This window comes from Vreelandella massiliensis (assembly GCF_900155385.1).
GTDB classification, from domain to species: Bacteria; Pseudomonadota; Gammaproteobacteria; order Pseudomonadales; family Halomonadaceae; genus Vreelandella; species Vreelandella massiliensis.
Genome location: NZ_LT699745.1, coordinates 1,029,451 through 1,043,754 on the forward strand (window position 1 = coordinate 1,029,451; position 14,304 = coordinate 1,043,754).

A 14,304-nucleotide genomic window follows, 5' to 3' on the forward strand; every position below is an offset into this window, starting at 1 on the left:
TATGGATTTTGGCGCACACAAATATCCTACCTCTGACTGTCATGTAACGCGCCGTATACTGTTAAGCTGTTAAGACCGTTACGTTTACTTGTCTGGCCTGGGAGCACTATGAACGCACTGCACTACTCTTCCATTCGTCGTACGAAAATTGTGGCCACCCTTGGCCCCGCCAGCGACCGCGAGGGCGTACTCGAAGCGATGCTGGCGGCCGGGGTCGATGTGGTGCGTCTTAACTTCTCCCACGGCACGGCCGAAGACCATCGCCGGCGCTTGAACGCCGTGCGCGAAACCGCCGCCAAGCTCGGGCGTAGCGTTGCCGCGCTGGGGGATTTGCAAGGCCCTAAAATTCGCATTGCCCGTTTTAAAGAGGGCGCGGTAACCCTCAAGGAAGGGCAAGCGTTTATTTTGGATATGACGATGGATGCCGAAGCCGGCGATGCCGAACACGTGGGGTGCGACTATAAAACGCTCGCCAATGACGTCGTGGCGGGCGACCGCCTGCTGCTCGACGATGGCCGCGTGGTACTCGATGTCACCGGCGTTGAAGGGCAGCAGGTACACACCAAGGTGGAGGTGGGGGGCAAGCTCTCCAACAACAAAGGCATCAATAAGCAGGGCGGCGGCCTCTCGGCGCCGGCACTGACCGAAAAAGATAAAGCCGATTTGAACACCGCCGTCGATATTGGCGTGGATTATCTGGCAATCTCCTTCCCGCGTAACGCCGAGGATATGTGGGAAGCGCGGCGCCTGCTGGGTGATGCCGGCAAAGAGATCGGGTTAGTGGCCAAAATCGAGCGCGCCGAAGCGGTGGCCGATGAGGCGACCATGGATGCGATTATCGAAGCCTCGCAGGCGGTGATGGTCGCCCGCGGCGATCTTGGCGTGGAGATTGGCGATGCCAAGCTCGTCGGCGTGCAGAAGCGTCTGATCAAGCGCGCACGCACGCTCAATCGCGCTGTGATTACCGCCACCCAGATGATGGAGAGCATGATTACCGCGCCACTCCCCACTCGGGCAGAAGTGTTCGACGTGGCCAACGCCGTGCTCGACAGCACCGACGCGGTGATGCTCTCCGCTGAGACGGCCGCGGGGGAGTACCCGGTGGAAACGGTGGAGGCGATGGCGCGTATCTGCCTGGGCGCCGAGCGCGAAAAAGTCGCCCAGGAGTCCGGTCATCGCATCCATGAAGGTTTTACCCGTCCCGATGAAACCATCGCGCTCTCGGCGATGTACGCCGCGAATCACATGGAGGGCGTGGCCGCTATCGCGTGCATGACCGCTTCCGGCTACACGCCGCTTATCGCCTCGCGCATTCGCTCGGGTTTGCCCATCGTGGGGTTGGCGCATAACCCCATCGCTCAGCGCCGCATGGCACTCTACCGGGGCGTGGTCTCGCTGCCGTTTGACACCTCCGACCTCACGGCGACCGAGCTTAACGACTGTGCGCTGGCGCTGCTCGTGGAGCGGGGTATCGTCGCGCCGGGGGATCACGTGATGCTCACCCGTGGTGATCACATGAACGCCCACGGCGGCACCAATACCATGAAGATAATGACGATTACCGAAAAGCACGCAAGCCGTGTCGCGTAACCGCGCCACCAGGGAGTCAGGCATGCGCATACTGCGCTGGCTAGGCGCGTTCGCGCTAAGCACCGTATTAATGAGCAAGGCGCTCGCCTCCGCGCCGGTGGTGGCGGCGGCGTCGAGTTTGCAGTTTGCATTGACCGAGGCCGCCCAGCAGTTTGAGCAAGAGACCGGTGAGCGCCTCCGGCTTAACTTTGGTTCATCGGGTAACTTGCAACGCCAAATTACTCAGGGCGCGCCCTTTGAGCTGTTTCTGTCCGCCGACGAGGCGAATGTGCTCGCGCTCGCCGCCGAACAGGGTGTCGTCGCCGGTAAGGGCGTGATTTATGCCACCGGACGGTTGGTATGGCTGCAGCCGCAAGGCGCTGGCCCGCTGCCGAGTGAAGACGCGCCGTTAGCGGCGGTAAAAGCCGCGATTGCCGCGCACGCCTCGGGTGAGCGCCAGCGTATCGCCCTGGCCAACCCCGAGCATGCGCCCTATGGCATAGCCGCCAAGCAAGCGCTGGCGCGCGCCAACCTGTGGCAAGCGACGGCGCCGCTACGGGTGCTGGGGGAGAATGTCTCCCAGGCGGCACAGTTTGCGCTCTCAGCGGATACCCGGGGCGGGCTAGTGGCGTATTCACTCGCGTTAGCGCCGGGGCTTGCCGAGCGCAGCGAGTACGTACTCATTCCCGCAAGCTGGCACGCGCCACTCAATCAGCGCATGGTGCTGACACACAGCGCCGGCGAAACGGCCACCGCCTTTTACCACTGGTTGCAGGGTGACAAGGGGCGTGCCATTTTGCGCGACTATGGTTTTGATGTACCCGGGTTTTAATCTATCGAGCTTTAACGTACCGGAGCCGTGACAGCACTCATGGATTGGGCAGCGCTTTGGGTTTCATTGCGCCTGGCGACGTTGACCTGTTTGGTTCTACTGCCGTTGGGCATCTGGGTAGGGCGCACGCTTGCCTATGCCCGTTTTCGCGGCAAAGGGCTTTGCGAGGCGCTGGTCGCGCTGCCGCTGGTGCTGCCGCCCACGGTGCTGGGCTTTTATCTCTTGATCAGCTTTAGCCGCGATGCCCCGGTCGGCGCTGTCTGGGCCGAGCTGACCGGCAGCGGGCTGAATTTTACCTTTAGCGGCATTTTAATTGCCTCGTTGATCGCCAATATCCCCTTCGCCGTGCAGCCTATTCAGCGCGCGTTTGAAAGTGTGCCCCGTAACCTGCGTGAAGCGGCGTGGTGCAGTGGGCTGGGCCCGTGGCAGACGCTTTGGCGCATTGAGCTGCCGCTGGTGTGGCCGGGGCTGCTCTCGGCGTTTGCGCTCACCTTTGCCCATACGTTGGGCGAGTTTGGCGTGATCCTGATGGTAGGGGGCTCGATTGACGGCGAAACCCGCACCCTGGCCATTGCCATTTACGATCGCATGCAGGCGTTCGATGAACAGGGCGCGGCGCTGATGTCGGCGGCGCTGCTGGCGGTGTCGTTTATCAACCTGGGCATCGTGTATGGGCTGGCCGGTCGCCGGCGGGGGGCACATGGCTGATTTGCGCGTTGAGCTCGCCCAACGCGGGCCGATTCCGCTGGCCGCGGACTTTACCTGTCGCCGTGGCGAGCTGCTGGCGCTGGTGGGCCCTTCCGGCAGTGGCAAAACCACGCTTTTACGCGCCATCGCGGGGCTCTATCAACCCGCGCAGGGGCGTATTCGTTGTGGCGAAACCGCGTGGTTTGACGCCGAACGTAAGCACTCGCTTTCGCCGCAAAAGCGCCGCGTGGGCATTGTGTTTCAGGACTACGCGCTATTTCCGCACCTGACGGCGCTGGAGAATATCGCGCTCCCCCTGCGCCATCTTCCTAAGCCGACGCGGCGCGACCGCGCCGAGCAGTGGCTTTCGCGGGTGCGCCTAGAAGGGCTTGGGCAGCGCTACCCCGATGCGCTCTCCGGTGGCCAGCGCCAACGCGTGGCGCTGGCGGCTCTCCGGTGGCCAGCGCCAACGCGTGGCGCTGGCGCGTGCCCTGGCGCGCGACCCCCAGGTGCTGCTGCTGGATGAGCCGTTCTCCGCGGTGGATCAAGTCACTCGTCGGCGCCTGCAGCGCGAGCTGGCGGTGCTGCGCCAGCAAATCGCCATTCCCATTGTGCTGGTCACCCACGACCTGGAAGAAGCCACGGCGCTCGCCGACCAAATTTGCGTGCTGCATAACGGCGAAAGCCTGCAACAAGACCGGCCGGAACGGCTCTTTCGCCAACCCGCCACGCCGGCGGTGGCCCGCCTTCTGGACCGGCATAACCTGTTTAACGCCAGCGTCGTCGCAAGCGGCGGGCAGCGCTATTTGCAGTGGGGGCGTTTTCAGCTTGAAGTGGCCGAAAGGCTTGACGACCTAGCCGTCGGTGAGCCAGTCACCTGGTACCTGCCCCCGTCGGATATCGTCCTGCACCGGCGCGATCGCCCCTCTAAAGGCGAGCGCGAAAACCCAATTCCCGCGCTGGTCAGTGAAGTGGTGGCGCTGGGAGGGATAACGTCGGTGACGCTGCGCGTGGCGCACGGCGATATGCTACGTTTTGATATGGCCACTCACGCCGCCCGACGTAATCATCTCGCGCCCGGCGCCATGGTGACGGTATCGCTACTCGCGGCCGGAATTCATATCATGCAAGGAACCCACGCCCTGCCGCGTGCCGATTAAAAGAGGGAATTAGCCATGAACACAACGCGTCGCGCGCTACTCACCGCTTCGCTGGCACTTCCGCTGGTGGCGCTAGTGCCTTTCGCTTGGGTGAACAAGGCGCTCAGCAGTGAAGAGGAAACACCGCCTTTAAAGCGGGTTTCGCTTGCCGTTCACAGCGCGCAAGGCCCCCACCGGCTGAGCGTGGAGGTAGCGCAAACCCATGCGCAGCGGCAAAAGGGCTTGATGGGCCGCGCCGTGCTGCACGCCGATCACGGCATGCTGTTTACCTATGAGCACGAACAGTCCGCCTATCATGGGTTTTGGATGTATCGCACGCTGATTCCGCTGGATATCGCCTTTATCGACGGCGAGGGTGTCATTGTGGCGATCAAGACGATGCTACCCTGTGAATCCTCTTCGCCCAGCGCCTGCCGCTCCTATGCCCCAGGCAAGCCCTACCGCGCCGCCCTTGAAGTTAACGCCGGTTACTTTGCAAAGCGCGGCATCGCGGAGGGCGACTGCGTAACGCTGCCCGGCGTCGCGGGGGCTTGTCGTTCGTCGTAGCGTTCGCAACGCACATCTTTCTTTAACGGTCGCGACGCGCCTAGAATGGAGCGCCGAGCTTTTTGGGCTCGCTTGGCTTAGGCCATCAAAAAAATGATAACGCAATAGGACTTGTTATGACGCTGACACGCCAAATGGTTCATATCGCCGCCGGTGCGGTACTGCTTTCCGCTGCCTTCTCCGCGCAAGCGCGCGAACTTTCGGTCTCCACCGTGCTTTCCGATGCCTTCCCCTGGGGGCAAGCGGCAGAAAAGTGGGCGGAACTGGTGGAGGAGCGTAGCGATGGGGAGCTCACGCTGCGGGTTTACCCCAACTCGCAGCTGGTCTCCGGCGATCAAACCCGCGAATTTTCCGCCATGCGCTCGGGCTTGATCGATGCCGCCGTGGGCTCAACGATCAACTGGTCACCCCAGGTGCCGGAACTCAATCTCTTCTCGCTGCCGTTTTTTATTCCCGATGAAGCCGCGGTGGACGCGGTCACCGGCGGAGAAGCCGGAGAAATGGTGTTCGAGGCCATTGAGTCGCGCGGCGTGATTCCCCTTGCCTGGGGCGAAAACGGCTTTCGCCAGCTCTCCAACTCCCAAGGGCCCATCAGCACGCCCGCCGATTTAGAGAACCTTAAAATCCGTGTGGTGGGCTCACCGCTGTTCCAAGATACCTTCAGTGCCCTCGATGCCGATCCTACGCAAATGAGCTGGGCCGATGCCAAGCCGGCGCTCACCACCGGCGCGGTGGACGGCCAGGAAAACCCGCTTTCGGTGTTTGACGTGGCGCGCATTGATCAAGTCGGGCAAGAGTACTTGACGCTTTGGAACTACATGAACGACCCGCTGATTTTTGCTGTGAACCAGCAGGTGTGGCAGTCGCTAAGCGAAGACGAGCGTAGCCTACTGCGGGAAACCGCGGTGGAGGCCGGCGAGTGGGAGATCGCCATGACCCGCGAACAGGAGAGCGAGCGCCTCGCCGCGATTAAAGAGCGTGGGGTGACGGTGACCGAGCTAAGCGATGACGAGTACCAAGCGTTTGTCGACGCGACCCAGTCCGTCTACGAAAAGTGGGCGCCGCGGATTGGCGATGAGCTGGTAGAAGCGGCGCAAGTCGCTATCGACGCGCGTTAAGTCGACATTCGCCGTTGTGATCACCGCCCTTGAAGAAGGGCGGTGACGTTTGTTGGTTCATAAAAGGTACGTCAGATGCAAGGTACGCCCGATGCGCGCCCAGAACGCTGGCTGGGGGCTGTCGCCCTGGTCATTATCGCCTTGATCAGCTTGGCGAACGTGGTCACGCGCTACGTGACCGGCGGTTCGTTCTCGTTTACCGAAGAGTTCTCGGTCTTTCTTCTCGTGGTGCTCACCTTTGCCGGCGCGTCGGTGGCCATGCGGCGTAACCGTCATATACGCATTGGCCTTTTAGAGCGTGCCCTGCCGCCGGGGCCGCGCAAAGCACTGATCGTCTTTCAAGCGCTGTGCGGGGTGATCGTGCTGGGGCTTATTACCGGGTATGGCGCTAAGCTTGCCTGGCAGGAGTATCAGTGGGAGTCGCTGTCGCCCGGGCTTGGGTTACCGCAGTGGTGGTATATCGTGTGGCTGCCGCTGCTGTCCGCTGCCATGCTGTGGCGCCTTATTCAGCAAACCCGCGACCGTTTGAGCGGGAGACTCACCGATGAGCCCTGATCTCTGGATGATTCTGGCCTTTGCTGGCTTTCTGATCGCGGGCGTGCCAGTGGCATTTTCGCTCGCGCTCTCGGGAGCGGTGGGCATATTGGCCGGGCTGTCGCCGGATATGCTGGCAACACTCGGCACCAATACCTACAACAGCATTGCCAAGTACCCGCTGATTGCGATTCCGCTGTTTATTTTAACGGGGCTGATTTTTGAGCGCGCCGGGGTGGCGCTGCGCCTGGTGCGCTTCGCTCAGGCGCTGATTGGCCCGCGCCACGGTGGGCTGGCGCTGGTGGCGGTGCTGGTGTGCATGATCATGGGGGGCATGAGCGGCTCAGGCCCGGCGGATGCCGCCGCGGTGGCGATGGTAATGCTGCCGAGCATGACCAAGGCGGGGTATCCCAAGCCGTTTTCGGCCACGCTGATCGCCGCCTCCGCCTCAACCGCCATTCTCATTCCCCCTTCGGTGGCGCTGATTCTCTATTCGATTGTGGTGCCGGGGGTGGATTTGCGCGCGCTGTTCGCTGCCGGTCTGTTTCCCGGTGTGCTGGCGGGGCTCGCGCTATTAGTGCCGGCGCTGTGGGTTTCCAAACGCTACGGCTGGGGAGGGGGGGTTCAGGGGGAGGGCGCTGCCGAACGGCTGAGCGTGCGGGGTACGTTTAGGCAAGCGCTACCGGCGCTGTTTGCCCCGGGACTGATACTGGGTGGGCTGCGCTCGGGGCTATTTACCCCTACCGAGGCGGCCGTGGTCGCGGTGGCCTACGGGGCGCTGGTGGGTCTTTATCTCACCCGCGAGCTATCGTGGCGTGGTCTGTGGCAGCTTCTGGGCGAGGCGGCCATTATCTCCGGCGTGGTCATGCTGATTATCGCCTTGGCGGGTATTTTTGCCTGGGCCGGCACCCTGTTAGGCACGTTTCGCCATTTGGCCGAGTGGATTATTGGCTTAACCGACAACGGTGTGCTGCTGCTGGTTTTCGTCATGCTGGCGGTGCTGGTCGCGGGCATGCTGCTGGATGCCATCTCGATCTATTTGATCATGATGCCGATCTTGATTCCGGTGATGCAGCACTTTGAGTGGAACCCGGTGTGGTTTGGCATTCTGCTCGCCATGAATATTGCCATCGGGCAGTTCACTCCGCCGGTGGCAGTTAACTTGATGGTGACCACCGAAGTGGCGAAAATTCGCCTGGAGCACACGCTGGGCTGGGCGCTTGTGTTTGTGGTCGCGATGGCGTGCGCACTGGCGCTGGTGGCGGTTTTCCCCGCGATAGCGCTGTGGCTACCCACGGTGCTGGGCTACAACGTCTAAGCCTAGCCGTTAGCATTGCATTTTGCGCATGGATAGGTAGATTAAGACTTAATATATTCTTTTAAGTTATTTTCTGCTTCTGGAGTTCTTTATGCTGTTTCCGCCGCGTTACGCTCGCTGGGTGTTTGCCGTGTTGATGTCCATTTACATGGTGACGCTGATGACGTTTGTGATCACCTGGGCGAATACGGGCCTTTCGCCCGGTTTCGGTGGGCGCTGGTGGCGTGCCTTCTACATCGCTTGGCCGATTGCGTTTTGCTTGATTTTGATTGGTGCGCCTAGGTTGCAAAAAGTCACCGCTAAGCTGCTCAAAGAGCCCAGTGGCAGTTGAACCGTTTGTTTCGATGTCTTTTGTTTTTGGCGACGATCGTTGCAAATGGCGACGAAAACTTGCAACTCCCGCCCTAGGTCTGTACCAATAGCCATCCCTTATTTCCCGTGCATGCAGGCTCCGCTCCCTTGGCGCCTGCGCTAGCGGGCCATGTCGAGGAGATGGTTATGAATCAGCGTGTCAATATTGAGCTGGGCGATCCCGGTGCCGAGGCGTTTGAAGCGCGCCAATTCAAGGTCTACACCCATCGCCAGCTGGACAAGATCGAGGCGCTACAGTCTCTGCCTGAGGACCTGCAGTTTGATATGCGGGTGGTCAGTCAGGTGCTGCCGTTTCGCGTTAACGAGTACGTGATCGACGAGCTTATCGACTGGAATAATATCCCCGCGGACCCGGTCTTTCAGCTCACCTTTCCCCAGCGTGGCATGCTGCTCCCGGAGCACTATGACGAGGTCGCGGCACTGGTGCGCCAAGGCGCCTCAGCCGCCGAGATGAAGCCTGTCATCGAGCGCATTCGCAGCGAGCTTAACCCGCACCCGGCGGGGCAGATGGATCTCAACTTGCCGCTGCTCGACGGTGAGCCGCTGCCGGGCATGCAGCACAAGTATCAAGAAACCGTGCTGTTTTTCCCCAGCCAAGGCCAGGTGTGCCACAGCTACTGCACTTTCTGCTTCCGCTGGGCGCAGTTTGTGGGCGACAAGGACCTGAAGTTCGCTTCCAGCGAAGCCGATTCACTGCACCGTTATCTCGCCGAGCACACCGAGGTCACCGATCTTTTGATGACCGGCGGCGACCCCATGGTGATGAAGGCCAAGCACCTGCGCATGTACCTGGAAGGGCTGATGCAGCCCGAGCTGGATCATGTTCAGGATATTCGTATCGGCTCCAAGAGCTTGACCTTCTGGCCCTACCGCTTTGTCACCGACCCCGACGCCGAGGAGATTCTTGCGCTGTTCCGCGAACTGGTCGCCGCCGGTAAGCATGTGGCTTTTATGGCGCACTTCAACCACTGGAAAGAGATGGATACGCCGATCTGCCGCGAGGCGATTCGCCGCATCCGCGCCACCGGGGCGGAGATCCGCACCCAGGCGCCGCTTTTAAAGCACATCAACGACGATGCCGCGCAGTGGGCGAAAATGTGGACGCAGCAGGTGCGTTTGGGGATGATTCCGTACTACATGTTTGTCGAGCGCGACACCGGCGCGCGCCACTACTTCGAGGTGCCGCTGGTGCGCGCCTACGAGATCTACCGTGAGGCGATGAAGCACGTACCGGGCTTGGCGCGTACCGCCCGTGGGCCGTCGATGTCCGCCGACCCGGGCAAGGTGGAGATTCAGGGCGTTGCCGAGATCCACGGCGAGAAAGTCTTTGTGCTGCGCTTTATTCAAGGCCGCGACGCCGACTGGATTCAGCGCCCCTTCTTCGCCAAGTACAACGAAGACGCGACCTGGCTGCACCATCTTGAGCCGGCCTTTGGCGAGAGCGAATTCTTCTATGAGGCCGAGTTCGCCGCCATGAAGGGCGAAAAACAGCAATTGATCATGCAGGCGTCGTGATATTTCAGGCCCAAGCTCCGCGCGAGTAAAGTGTGGAGGCGTACTTGGGTATGCCTTATGTCATTTGCGTATAGTCGTAAACGCCTCCTAAACGCTATTAGCCGCTAGACTGCTTGAACGTTGTTTATTAAACGTTGCTAAGCACTAGCGGCTCTTTGCGTTTGGGCAGCGAAGCGTTAAGAATAAACAGCGGCACATTTCGCTAATACACGTTTTTTTCGCTAAAGTAGGGAATGCGTGTAAAGGATTGTCTTGAAAAGGCTTTGGTGCCCTAGCTGGGAAAATCCTACCGATAGGCATTGCTAACGGTTACCCGGCGCACAGCGCTCATAACATCCAGATAAAAGAGGTGTATCCATGAATCGTCATGTATTTTCTACCGCGGCTTTCTCCGGCGCGTTGTTGGCGGCTGCCAGCTTTGCCTCGCCGGCCATGGCGCAGGACGAAGAGTTCATCACCATCGGTACCGGTGGCCAGACGGGTGTCTACTACGTGGTAGGCCAGTCGATCTGCCGTTTGGTCAATCGCCTGGAAGACGCCAACATCAAGTGTAACGCGCCCTCCACCGGCGGTTCGGTGGCTAATATCAATGGCATCAAGTCCGGTGAGCTGGACATGGGCGTGGCCCAGTCCGACGTTCAGTATCAGGCCTATAATGGCACCGGTAACTTCGAGGGGGATGCCTATGAAGACCTACGCGCCGTTTTCCGTGTCCATGGCGAGCCGCTGACCCTGCTGGCCCGCGCCGATTCAGGCATCGAAGAGCTTGACGACCTAGAAGGCAAGCGCGTCAACATCGGTAACCCGGGCTCCGGCCAGCGCAACACCATGGAAGTGGTCATGGACGCTAAGGGCTGGACCGAAGACACCTTTGCGCTGGCGTCTCAGCTGGATGCCGCCGAGCAGGCCGCCGCCCTAGCGGACAACAACGTCGATGCGATGGTCTACGTCGTGGGCCACCCCAACGGCTCCATCCAGGAAGCGACCACCACCGTCGATGCGCGCTTGATTCCGCTGAACGACGAGGATATCGAGGGCATCGTTGAAGAGTATCCCTACTACTCCAAGTCCGTCATTCAAGGTGGCCTCTACAAAGGCAACCCCGATGACGTCGAGACCTTTGGTGTGGCCGCGACCTTTGTGACCACCGCCGAGGCCGATGATGAAATCATCTACCAGACCGTTAAGGCCGTGTTCGACAACTTCGATCGCTTCAAGCGTCTGCACCCGGCCTTTGAGAACCTCGATCAGGAAGAGATGGTTACCTCAGGCCTGTCAGCACCGCTGCATGAAGGTGCCGCGCGCTATTATCGCGAGCAGGGTTGGATTGAGTAAAACGGCTCTTCTGAGGTGAATTCACCTCGGTGAAGAATGCGCGGTCACCTGAGGGGGCCGCGCATTCTGGTTTGGGGTGTCGGATGGCATCACCCAAGGGAACCCTAGGTCAAACGTTACAGAGCAGAGCACGCTTATGACTGAGGATAATAAGAAGGCCTCGGGATCGGAGATCGATCTAGAGGATATGGTCGCCTCGACCGATTCGGGGGCCCGCAAGCCGGCCGGTATGCCCGGTAAAATATTGGTAAGTATCGCGGCAGCGTGGTCACTCTTCCAGCTGTGGATCGCTTCTCCAATACCCTTTACGTTGGGTTTTGGGGTGTTCAGCGCCACCGAAGCCCGCTCTATCCATCTCGCCTTTGCACTTTTTCTCGCTTATATGGCCTACCCGGCCCTCAAGCGTTCGCCGCGCGACCGTATCCCTCTTCAGGATTGGATTCTGGCTGCTGCGGCCGCTTTCTGCGGCGCCTATATATTCATGTTCTATGAGCAGCTATCCCAGCGTCCCGGCGCGCCGATTCTACAGGATGTGATTATTGGCGTAGCCGGGATTCTGCTGCTGCTAGAGGCCACGCGTCGAGCCCTGGGGCCGCCGTTAATGATCATCGCCTCAATTTTTATTCTTTATTCCCTTGCCGGGCCCTATATGCCGGGCATCCTGTCCCACCGCGGGGTCAGCCTCTACGGGCTCATCAATCACCAGTGGCTGACAACCCAAGGGGTCTTCGGTATCGCGCTGGGGGTTTCGACCAGCTTTGTGTTCCTGTTTGTGCTCTTTGGCGCCCTGCTCGACAAGGCCGGCGCCGGTAACTACTTCATCAAGGTCGCCTTCTCGATGCTAGGCCACTACAAGGGCGGGCCGGCCAAGGCCGCCGTCGTGGCCTCGGGTATGACCGGTTTGATCTCGGGCTCCTCTATCGCCAACGTGGTGACCACCGGTACCTTTACCGTGCCGATGATGAAACGCGTGGGTTTCTCCTCCGAGAAGGCGGGTGCCGTCGAAGTGTCGTCATCGGTCAATGGCCAGATCATGCCGCCAGTCATGGGGGCTGCGGCCTTCTTGATGGTTGAGTACGTGGGCATCTCCTATGTGGAGGTCATCAAGCACGCCTTCCTGCCGGCGCTGATCTCTTATATTGCCTTGATCTACATTGTCCACCTTGAAGCCCTCAAGGCCAACTTGCAGGGGCTGGAGAGCAGTAACCCGCCAAAGCCCCTGGTGCGCAAGGTGATTGGCTTTCTCGGCGGCCTGTTATTGATGATGGTGACCGCCTTGGTGGTCTACTACGGTCTCGGCTGGCTCAAACCGGTGCTAGGCAGCGCTACGCCATGGGTCATCGCGGTCGCGCTGTCGGTAGTTTATGTGGCGCTGCTCAAACTGGCAGCGGGTTATCCCGAGCTTGAACTCGACGACCCCGACACTCCTATCTATAAGCTCCCCGAGACGCGGCCCACAGTGCTGGTGGGTCTGCAGTACATCCTACCGGTGATTGTGTTGATCTGGTGTCTGATGGTTGAGCGTCTCTCCCCCGGGCTCTCTGCCTTCTGGGCCACGGTGTTCATGATTTTCATTATTTTGACGCAGCGTCCCATTACCTCGATCTTTCGGGATCGCAGCGACATGGCCGCGGATCTGCGTGAAGGGGCGATGGACCTGTGGAACGGCTTAGTCACCGGTGCCCGCAACATGATCGGCATCGGTATCGCTACCGCCACCGCCGGCATTATCGTCGGGGCCGTATCGCAAACCGGCGTAGGGCTGGTACTGGCGGATGTGGTGGAGATTCTCTCCATGGGCAACCTGATGCTGATCCTGCTGTTCACCGCGGTGCTCAGTTTGATCCTTGGCATGGGGCTGCCCACCACGGCCAACTATATTGTGGTATCGGCACTACTGGCCCCGGTCATCGTACAGCTAGGCGAGCAAAATGGCTTGCTGGTGCCCTTGATCGCGGTGCATCTGTTTGTGTTCTACTTCGGCATCATGGCGGATGTCACACCGCCGGTGGGGCTGGCGTCCTTCGCGGCGGCAGCGGTGTCGGGTGGCGACCCGATTCGCACCGGTTTCCAGGCGTTTTACTACAGTCTGCGCACCGCGGCGCTACCGTTTTTGTTCATCTTCAATACCGACCTGCTGCTGATCGATGTCACGCCCCTGCAGGGCATACTGATCTTCGTGGTATCGACCATTGCCATGCTGATTTTCGCCGCGGCAACCCAGGGCTTCATGATCACCCGTAACCGCTGGTACGAGTCTATCGTACTGCTGCTGATCGCCTTTACGCTGTTCCGGCCCGGGTTCTGGATGGACATGATTCACGACCCATACGAGTCCGTTCCTCCAGCGCAAATCGTCGAGGCCCTAGGCGAGGTCGATGATGATAGTACGCTGCGTCTGCAGATCAGCGGTGAGGATGATTTCGGCGACCCGCTGACTACCTACATGACCCTGCCCGTCCCGGAGGGTGAAACCGGAGAGGAGCGCCTGGCGAACCTGGGTCTGGAGTTGATCATCGAAGATGAGCGGGTTGTGGTCGACATGGTGACCTTCGGCAGCCGGGCCGATGATCTCGGCTTCGACTTCGACCAGGAGATCATCGAGGTATTGGCCCCGGTGGACCGCTGGACTAAGGAGCTTATGTGGATTCCGGCCTTTTTAGTGTTTGGTCTGATCGTAATGATGCAACGCCGGCGGCGTGATCGCAGTGCCGCGACGGCATCGGCCTAAAGGAGAGCGCGTCATGTATCAAAAAATCATGTTGCCGGTGGACCTAAACGAGGAGGCGTCGTGGGAAAAAGCGTTGCCCACGGCGATCACCCTGTGCCAGACCTTTGGCGCTTCGCTGCACGTGGTCACCGTGCTGCCAGACTTTAAGATGCCCATCGTGGGCGCTTATTTTCCCAAAAATTTCTCGCAAAAGGCCCACGAAAGCATCAAAGAGGCGCAGCATGAGTTCATTAAAAAGCACGTACCGGAGGATATTCAAACCCAGAGCGTGATTGTGGATGGCTCTCCATGGGAGGCGATTATCAAAGCCGGCAAGCAGCTTGATGTTGATCTTATTGTGATGGCTTCGCACAACAAGCGTAAGTTCGTCGACTATGTGATCGGCCCAAATGCCGAACACGTGGTGCATCACGCCAAGATGTCGGTGATGATTGTGCGTTAACGCAACGCGCTACATCAGCGTTACTCACGCTTTAAAGCAACACACGCAAAACCCCAGGCCTTGCCCTGGGGTTTTTTACCTTTTTCTAACGCATCAATTTTATTGTCGCGAATGCCCCGTCTGGTGGATTTTTTGTACGCAAGGT

General features: G+C 59.9%; 14 protein-coding genes. All 14 read left to right on the plus strand.

The window, feature by feature from the left end; translation table 11 throughout:
• Positions 1 to 108 precede the first annotated feature (108 nt).
• Positions 109 to 1,590 carry a pyruvate kinase gene (gene pyk / locus BQ9846_RS09465; RefSeq protein WP_075880733.1) on the plus strand — a complete coding sequence of 494 codons (1,482 nt, stop codon included), beginning with the start codon at positions 109 to 111 and terminating at the stop codon, positions 1,588 to 1,590.
• Positions 1,591 to 1,612: 22 nt separating this feature from the next.
• Complete coding sequence (modA, locus tag BQ9846_RS09470; protein WP_075880734.1) at positions 1,613 to 2,401, plus strand: molybdate ABC transporter substrate-binding protein; 789 nt, start codon at positions 1,613 to 1,615, stop codon at positions 2,399 to 2,401.
• A gap of 27 nt (positions 2,402 to 2,428) precedes the next feature.
• The gene (gene modB, locus BQ9846_RS09475) at positions 2,429 to 3,109 is read left to right on the plus strand and encodes a molybdate ABC transporter permease subunit (protein ID WP_235818947.1); all 681 of its coding nucleotides are present in this window, start codon (positions 2,429 to 2,431) and stop codon (positions 3,107 to 3,109) included.
• Positions 3,102 to 3,614: an ABC transporter ATP-binding protein gene (locus BQ9846_RS17335; protein WP_268874676.1), complete on the plus strand. Its 513-nt coding sequence runs from the start codon at positions 3,102 to 3,104 to the stop codon at positions 3,612 to 3,614. The genes modB and BQ9846_RS17335 overlap by 8 nt, the downstream gene beginning before the upstream one ends.
• Positions 3,508 to 4,248 (plus strand): ABC transporter ATP-binding protein, encoded by a 741-nt coding sequence (locus BQ9846_RS17340; RefSeq protein WP_268874677.1) that lies wholly within the window; start codon positions 3,508 to 3,510, stop codon positions 4,246 to 4,248. The genes BQ9846_RS17335 and BQ9846_RS17340 overlap by 107 nt, the downstream gene beginning before the upstream one ends.
• 15 nt (positions 4,249 to 4,263) lie before the next feature.
• On the plus strand, positions 4,264 to 4,794 hold the full coding sequence (locus tag BQ9846_RS09485) for a DUF192 domain-containing protein (protein ID WP_075880736.1): 531 nt from the start codon (positions 4,264 to 4,266) through the stop codon (positions 4,792 to 4,794).
• Between the two features lie 116 nt (positions 4,795 to 4,910).
• Positions 4,911 to 5,912: a DctP family TRAP transporter solute-binding subunit gene (locus BQ9846_RS09490; RefSeq protein ID WP_075880737.1), complete on the plus strand. Its 1,002-nt coding sequence runs from the start codon at positions 4,911 to 4,913 to the stop codon at positions 5,910 to 5,912.
• Positions 5,913 to 5,987: 75 nt separating this feature from the next.
• Positions 5,988 to 6,467, plus strand: a complete 480-nt coding sequence (locus BQ9846_RS09495; protein ID WP_075880738.1) for a TRAP transporter small permease — start codon at positions 5,988 to 5,990, stop codon at positions 6,465 to 6,467.
• Positions 6,457 to 7,764, plus strand: a complete 1,308-nt coding sequence (locus BQ9846_RS09500; protein WP_075880739.1) for a TRAP transporter large permease — start codon at positions 6,457 to 6,459, stop codon at positions 7,762 to 7,764. The genes BQ9846_RS09495 and BQ9846_RS09500 overlap by 11 nt, the downstream gene beginning before the upstream one ends.
• Before the next feature lie 91 nt (positions 7,765 to 7,855).
• Positions 7,856 to 8,095, plus strand: a complete 240-nt coding sequence (locus tag BQ9846_RS09505; RefSeq protein WP_075880740.1) for a DUF2798 domain-containing protein — start codon at positions 7,856 to 7,858, stop codon at positions 8,093 to 8,095.
• Between the two features lie 167 nt (positions 8,096 to 8,262).
• Positions 8,263 to 9,651 carry a KamA family radical SAM protein gene (locus tag BQ9846_RS09510; RefSeq protein ID WP_075880741.1) on the plus strand — a complete coding sequence of 463 codons (1,389 nt, stop codon included), beginning with the start codon at positions 8,263 to 8,265 and terminating at the stop codon, positions 9,649 to 9,651.
• A gap of 357 nt (positions 9,652 to 10,008) precedes the next feature.
• Positions 10,009 to 10,986 (plus strand): TAXI family TRAP transporter solute-binding subunit, encoded by a 978-nt coding sequence (locus tag BQ9846_RS09515; protein WP_075880742.1) that lies wholly within the window; start codon positions 10,009 to 10,011, stop codon positions 10,984 to 10,986.
• 136 nt (positions 10,987 to 11,122) lie between these two features.
• Complete coding sequence (locus BQ9846_RS09520) at positions 11,123 to 13,717, plus strand: TRAP transporter permease (RefSeq protein ID WP_075880743.1); 2,595 nt, start codon at positions 11,123 to 11,125, stop codon at positions 13,715 to 13,717.
• Between the two features lie 13 nt (positions 13,718 to 13,730).
• Positions 13,731 to 14,159: a universal stress protein gene (locus BQ9846_RS09525; RefSeq protein WP_075880744.1), complete on the plus strand. Its 429-nt coding sequence runs from the start codon at positions 13,731 to 13,733 to the stop codon at positions 14,157 to 14,159.
• Positions 14,160 to 14,304 lie beyond the last annotated feature (145 nt).

Coding starts and splice junctions, on each gene's coding strand:
- pyk (WP_075880733.1), top strand. CDS start 109: ATGAACGCACTGCACTACTCTTCCATTCGTCGTACGAAAATTGTGGCC.
- modA (WP_075880734.1), top strand. CDS start 1,613: ATGCGCATACTGCGCTGGCTAGGCGCGTTCGCGCTAAGCACCGTATTA.
- BQ9846_RS17335 (WP_268874676.1), top strand. CDS start 3,102: ATGGCTGATTTGCGCGTTGAGCTCGCCCAACGCGGGCCGATTCCGCTG.
- BQ9846_RS09485 (WP_075880736.1), top strand. CDS start 4,264: ATGAACACAACGCGTCGCGCGCTACTCACCGCTTCGCTGGCACTTCCG.
- BQ9846_RS09490 (WP_075880737.1), top strand. CDS start 4,911: ATGACGCTGACACGCCAAATGGTTCATATCGCCGCCGGTGCGGTACTG.
- BQ9846_RS09495 (WP_075880738.1), top strand. CDS start 5,988: ATGCAAGGTACGCCCGATGCGCGCCCAGAACGCTGGCTGGGGGCTGTC.
- BQ9846_RS09500 (WP_075880739.1), top strand. CDS start 6,457: ATGAGCCCTGATCTCTGGATGATTCTGGCCTTTGCTGGCTTTCTGATC.
- BQ9846_RS09505 (WP_075880740.1), top strand. CDS start 7,856: ATGCTGTTTCCGCCGCGTTACGCTCGCTGGGTGTTTGCCGTGTTGATG.
- BQ9846_RS09510 (WP_075880741.1), top strand. CDS start 8,263: ATGAATCAGCGTGTCAATATTGAGCTGGGCGATCCCGGTGCCGAGGCG.
- BQ9846_RS09515 (WP_075880742.1), top strand. CDS start 10,009: ATGAATCGTCATGTATTTTCTACCGCGGCTTTCTCCGGCGCGTTGTTG.
- BQ9846_RS09520 (WP_075880743.1), top strand. CDS start 11,123: ATGACTGAGGATAATAAGAAGGCCTCGGGATCGGAGATCGATCTAGAG.
- BQ9846_RS09525 (WP_075880744.1), top strand. CDS start 13,731: ATGTATCAAAAAATCATGTTGCCGGTGGACCTAAACGAGGAGGCGTCG.